This is a genomic window from Actinomadura rifamycini DSM 43936 (assembly GCF_000425065.1).
Taxonomy (GTDB): domain Bacteria; phylum Actinomycetota; class Actinomycetes; order Streptosporangiales; family Streptosporangiaceae; genus Spirillospora; species Spirillospora rifamycini.
This window is the reverse complement of sequence record NZ_AULB01000064.1, coordinates 1-6110: the sequence shown is the minus strand read 5'-3', so window position 1 is coordinate 6110 and position 6110 is coordinate 1. Positions and strand designations below refer to the sequence as shown.

At 75.1% G+C, this 6110-nt stretch carries 1 protein-coding gene; it reads left to right on the top strand.

Annotated features, from left to right (window positions below):
• Nucleotides 1–4 precede the first annotated feature (4 nt).
• A partial coding sequence (locus H505_RS46045) for an amino acid adenylation domain-containing protein (RefSeq protein WP_341849580.1) occupies nucleotides 5–6110 on the top strand: 6106 nt, incomplete at its 3' end.

The following is a 6110-nucleotide window of genomic DNA, read 5'->3' as shown; positions in this document are numbered from 1 at the left end:
GAACGTGGTGGCGTTCTGCCTGGACGAGGCGTGGCGTGACGATGTCGTGGAAAGCGTGCTGGTGCAGGCGAACCATGCGTTCGATGCGTCGACGTACGAGATTTGGACGCCGCTTCTGCGGGGCGGTCGTCTGGTCGTCGTCCCGCCGGGCGAGGTCGATCCGGCCGAGCGCGGACGCTTGATCGCCGAGCACGGTGTGACGAACGTGCACGCGACGGCGGGTCTGTTCCGGGTGCTGGCGGAGCAGTCCCCGGAAATCTTCGCCGGTGTCCGCGAGGTGTCGACCGGCGGCGACGTCGTCTCCTCCACGGCCGTCCGGACCCTGCTGGACGCCCACCCGGACCTCACCGTCCGGACGACCTACGGGCCGACCGAGACGACGGCGTTCGCCACCCACCTGGCCTTCACGTCCGCCGACCGGGTTCCGGCCGCCGTTCCCATCGGCAGCCCGCTCGCCAACACCCGCGCGTACGTCCTGGACGAGTCGTTACGCCCGGTCCCGCCCGGTGTGGTCGGTGAGCTGTACCTCGCCGGGCACGGCCTGGCGCGCGGGTACGCGTCCCGCCCGGCCCTGACGGCGGAACGGTTCGTCGCGAACCCCTTCGAGACGGGCGCCCGCATGTACCGCACGGGCGACCTCGCCCGCTGGACGTCCGACGGTCGGTTGGCATTCGCGGGCCGGGCCGACGACCAAGTGAAGATCCGGGGATTCCGGATCGAGCCGGCCGAGGTCGAAGCCGTCCTGACCTCCCACCCCGACGTGCATCAGGCCGTCGTCATCGCCCGCGAGGACGACCCCGGCACCAAGCGGCTCGTCGGCTATGTCGTCGGCGAACCGGACCTCACAGAGCTGCGGGAGTTCGCGGTCGTCCGCCTCCCCGAGTACATGGTCCCCGCCGCGTTCGTCCCCCTCGACACCGTCCCGGTCACCCGCAACGGCAAGGTCGACCGGGCCGCCCTTCCCGCCCCCGACTTCGCGGGTCTGGCCGGTGACCGGGCCCCGGCCACCCCGACCGAGGAGGTCCTGTCCGGGCTGTTCGCCGACGTCCTCGGCCTGGACCGGGCCGGGGTGGACGACGCGTTCTTCGACCTCGGCGGCGACTCGCTCCTCGCGATGCGGCTGATCGCCCGTGTCCGGTCGGTGCTGGGCGTCGAGGTGAGCATCCGGGACCTGTTCGGGGCACCGACCGTCGCAGGTCTGGCGCGGCTCGCGGACGAGGCGCGCGGGACGGGCGTGCGTCCGGCGCTCGTGGCGCGGGAGCGTCCGGAGGTCGTCCCGCTGTCGTATGCGCAGCAGCGGATGTGGTTCCTGAACCGCCTTGAGGAGGCCGGTGCGGGCGCCGGGTACACGGTGCCGCTGGTGTTGCGGCTGTCCGGCGACCTGGACGTCGCCGCGCTCGAAGCGGCGCTCGGGGACGTCGCGGACCGGCACGAGAGCCTCCGCACGATCTTCCCCGACGTCGACGGCGAACCGCGCCAGGAGATTCTTTCGGGTGCGGCGGGGCGGCCGCCGCTGGCGGTGTCGGAGGTGGACGAGGCGGGCCTGCGCGCGGCCGTGGCCGGTGAGCTGGCCGGCGGGTTCGACCTGGCGCGGGACCTGCCGTGGCGGGCCCGTCTGCTGCTGGTGTCGCCGACGGAGTCGGCGCTGGTGGTGGTGGCGCACCACATCGCGGTGGACGGCTGGTCGATGGGCATCGTCACCCGCGACCTGGAGGCGGCGTACGCGGCCCGCGCCCGGGGGGAGGCGCCCGCGTGGGAGCCGCTGCCCGTCCAGTACGCGGACTACGCCCTCTGGCAGCGCGAGGTGCTCGGCGAGCTCGACGACCCGGAGAGCGTGATCTCGGCCCAGCTCGACCACTGGCGCCGGGCCCTGGCGGGGGCGCCCGCCGAGGTGACGCTTCCGGCGGACCGCCCGCGCCCGGCGGAGGCCACGTACCGGGCGGGTTCCGTGCCCGTCCGGGTGGACGCGGCGACGCACGCCGGCCTCGCCGACGCGGCCCGGCGGAACGGCGTCACGATGTTCATGATCGCGCAGGCGGCGCTCGCGGTCCTGCTGTCGAAGATGGGGGCGGGCACCGACGTGCCGGTCGGCACGGTGCTGGCGGGGCGCCGCGACGCCGCCCTGGAGGACCTCGCCGGGTTCTTCGTCAACACGCTGGTGCTGCGTACCGACGTGGGCGGGAATCCGACGCTGGACGAGCTGCTCGCACGTGTCCGCGACGCCGACCTGGCGGCGTTCGCGCACCAGGACCTGCCGTTCGAGCGGCTGGTCGAGGACCTGAACCCGGCGCGCTCGCTGGCGCGGCATCCGCTGTTCCAGGTCATGCTCACCTTCCAGAACGTCCGGGGCGCCGAGACGCCGCCGGAGCTGCCCGGCCTCCAGGTCCGCCCGCTGGCCCTCGCCGACCCGGCGCAAGACGCGGAGGACGGCGACGAGCGCGGCGGCGACGGCGAGACGGCGAAGTTCGACCTGTCGTTCACGCTCGCCGAGGAATGGGACGACGACGGCGCCCACGCCGGGATCGGCGGCGGCCTCCAGTACGCGGCCGACCTGTTCGACGAGCCGACCGCGCGGGCCCTGGCGCGGCGCCTGGCGCGGGTGCTGGAGCAGATCGCGGCGGACTCGCGCGTCCGGCTGGACCGCATCGAGGTGCTGTCGGCGGCGGAACGGCACCGGGCGCTGGAGGAGTGGAACGACACCGCCCGTCCCGGCGCGGACGGGACGCTGCCGGAGCTGTTCGAGGCCCAGGCGGCCCGGACGCCCGACGCGGTCGCGGTGGAGTTCGAGGACGACGCGTGGACGTACGCCGAGCTGGACGCGCGGGCGAACCGGCTGGCGCGCGAGCTGATCGCGCGCGGCGTGGGGCCGGAGTGCGCGGTCGGCGTGCTGCTGAACCGGTCGGCGGACCTGGCGGCGGTGCTGCTGGGCGTCGCGAAGGCGGGCGCGGCGTGGGTCCCGATCGACCCGGGATACCCGCCGGAGCGGATCGCGCTGATCCTGGACGACGCGGCGCCCGCACTGGTGGTCTGCACGCACGCCACCGCGCCGCTGGTGGACCGCCCCGCACGCCTGGTGCTGGACGACGCGGCCGTCGCCGCGTCGGCGGCGGCGCGCCCGGCGGCGGCGCCGGTGGACGCCGACCGGACGGCGCCGCTGCGTCCGGACCACCCGGCGTACGTCGTCTACACGTCGGGTTCGACGGGCCGCCCGAAGGGCGTGGTGGTCACGCATCGCGGCGTCGGGAGCCTCGCCGGTGCGCAGATCGAGCGGTTCGCGGTGGCGCCGGGCTCGCGGGTGCTCCAGTTCGCGGCGCTCGGTTTCGACGCGGCGTTCTCGGAGCTGTGCATGGCGCTGCTGTCCGGGGCGACGCTCGTCCTGGCGGGACCGGACGGCATGCCGCCGCGCCGCGGCCTCGGCGACACGGTCGAGGCGCTCGGCGTGACGCACGTGACGGTGCCGCCGTCGGTGCCGGCGGGGGAGGAGGAGCTGCCGGAGCGCCTCGCGACCCTGGTGGTGGCGGGCGAGGCGTGCCCGCCCGAACTGGTGGAGCGGTTCGCGGGCGGCCGGCGCTTCGTGAACGCGTACGGGCCGACGGAGACGACGGTGTGCGCGGCGATGTCGCCGCCGCTGTCGCCGTCGGCGCCGACGACCGGCGGCGCGGTGCCGATCGGGCGCCCGGTGTGGAACTCGCGGGTGTTCGTGCTGGACGACCGGCTGCGTCCGGTCGCGCCGGGCGTGGCGGGCGACCTGTACGTGGCCGGCGCGAGCCTCGCCCGCGGGTACGCGGGCCGTCCCGTCCCCACGGCGGAGCGGTTCGTGGCGTGCCCGTTCGGCGGGGGCCGCATGTACCGGACGGGCGACCTTGCGCGGTGGACGCCCGGCGGCGACCTCGTCTTCGCGGGCCGCGCCGACGCGCAGGTGAAGATCCGCGGGTTCCGGGTCGAGCCGGCCGAGGTGGAGGCCGTCCTGACCGCCCACGACCGGGTCGCGCGGGCCGTCGTCGTCGCCAGGGAGGACGCGGGCGTGCGGCGGCTCGTCGCCTACGTCGTCGGCGACGCGGAGCGCGCCGCGCTGCGGGAGCTCGCGGCCGCGAAGCTGCCCGACCACATGGTCCCGGCGGCGTTCGTGACGGTCGACGCGATCCCGGTGACGGCGAACGGCAAGGTGGACCGCGCCGCGCTCCCCGCCCCCGACTTCGGCGGCGGGTCCGCCGGCCGCGGCCCCGCCACGGCGACCGAGGAGGTCCTGTGCGCCGTGTTCGCGGACGTCCTGGGCGTGCCGTCGGCCGGGACGGAGGACTCGTTCTTCGAGCTCGGCGGCGACTCGCTCCTCGCGATGCGGTTGATCGCCCGTGTCCGGTCGGTGCTGGGCGTCGAGGTGAGCATCCGGGACCTGTTCGGCTCGCCGACCGTCGCGGGCCTGGCGCGGCTCGCTGACGAAGCACGCGGCGCGGGCGTGCGCGCGCCGCTGGCGGCGCGGGAGCGTCCCGAGGTCGTCCCGCTGTCGTATGCGCAGCAGCGGATGTGGTTCCTCAACCGGCTGGAGGAGGCCGGTGCGGGCGCCGGGTACACGGTGCCGCTGGTGATGCGGCTGTCCGGCCGAGTCGACGTCGCGGCGCTGGAGGCGGCCTTCGGAGACGTCGCGGACCGGCACGAGAGCCTCCGCACGATCTTCCCCGACGTCGACGGCGTCCCGCACCAGCGGATCGTCGACGGCCCCGGCGGGCGCCCGCCCCTGGTCGTCGAGGACATCGGCGAGGAGGACGCGGCCCCCGCCGCGGCCCGCGAGACCGGACGGGGCTTCGACCTCACCCGCGACCTGCCCTGGCGCACGCGGCTGCTGGCCCTGACGCCCACCGAGTCCGTTCTCGTGATCACCGCGCACCACATCGCCGTGGACGGCGGCTCGATGGCGGTGCTGGCCCGCGACCTGCGGGAGGCGTACACGGCCCGCGTCCGGGACGAGGCGCCCGCGTGGGAGCCGCTGCCCGTCCAGTACGCCGACTACGCGCTCTGGCAGCGCGACGTGCTCGGCGACCTGGACGACCCGGAAAGCCTCATCGCCTCGCAGTTCCGGTACTGGCGCGACGCGCTCGCGGGGGCGCCGGAGGACCTCGCCCTCCCCACCGACCGGCCCCGGCCGGCGGAGGCATCGTTCCGCGGCGGCGCCGTGCCCGTCGAGGTCGGCGTGGACGTCCACGCCCGGCTCGTCGACCTGGCCCGCCGCAACGGCGTCACGATGTTCATGGTCGCGCAGGCGGCGGTCGCGCTGCTCCTCACCAAGGTGGGCGCCGGACCGGACGTCCCGATCGGGACGGCGGTCGCCGGACGCGGCGACGCCCGCCTCGAAGACCTCGCCGGCTTCTTCGTCAACACGCTGGTCCTGCGGACGGACGTCGGCGGCGACCCGTCGTTCACGGAGCTGCTGGGCCGCGTGCGTGAGACCGACCTGGCGGCGTTCGCGCATCAGGACGTCCCGTTCGAGCGGCTGGTGGAGGACCTGAACCCGGTGCGTTCGCTGGCGCGGCACCCGCTGTTCCAGGTGATGCTGAGCTTCCTCGGCGCACCCCGGGAACAGGACCACTGGGACCTCCCCGGCCTGCGCGTGTCCCCGCCACCGCCGGACGAGACCGTCACCGCCCGCTTCGACCTCTCGATCGACCTCGCCGAGTACCGCAACGCGGAAGGCGTCCCGGCGGGATTCGGCGGAGAGATCCAGTACGCGGCCGACCTGTTCGACGAGCCGACGGTGCGGGCGTTGTCGGAGCGTTTGGTGCGGGTGCTGGAGCAGGTCGCGGCGGATCCGGACGTGCGGGTGAGCGGCCTCGATGTGCTGTCGGTGGACCAGCGTCGGCTGGTGGTGGAGGGGTGGAACGCGACGGCGTGTGCGGTGCCGGGCGGTTCGCTGGTGGAGCTGTTCGAGGCGCAGGCGTCTCGGACTCCGGGCGCGGTCGCGGTGGTCGATGGTGGTGTGTCGTGGACGTTCGCGGAGTTGGACGCGCGGGCGAATGGCGTTGCGCGTGGTTTGAGTGGCCGTGGTGTGGGTCGTGGGTCGCTGGTGGGTGTGCGGATGCAGCGGTCTGCGGACTTGGTCGCGACGTTGCTGGGGG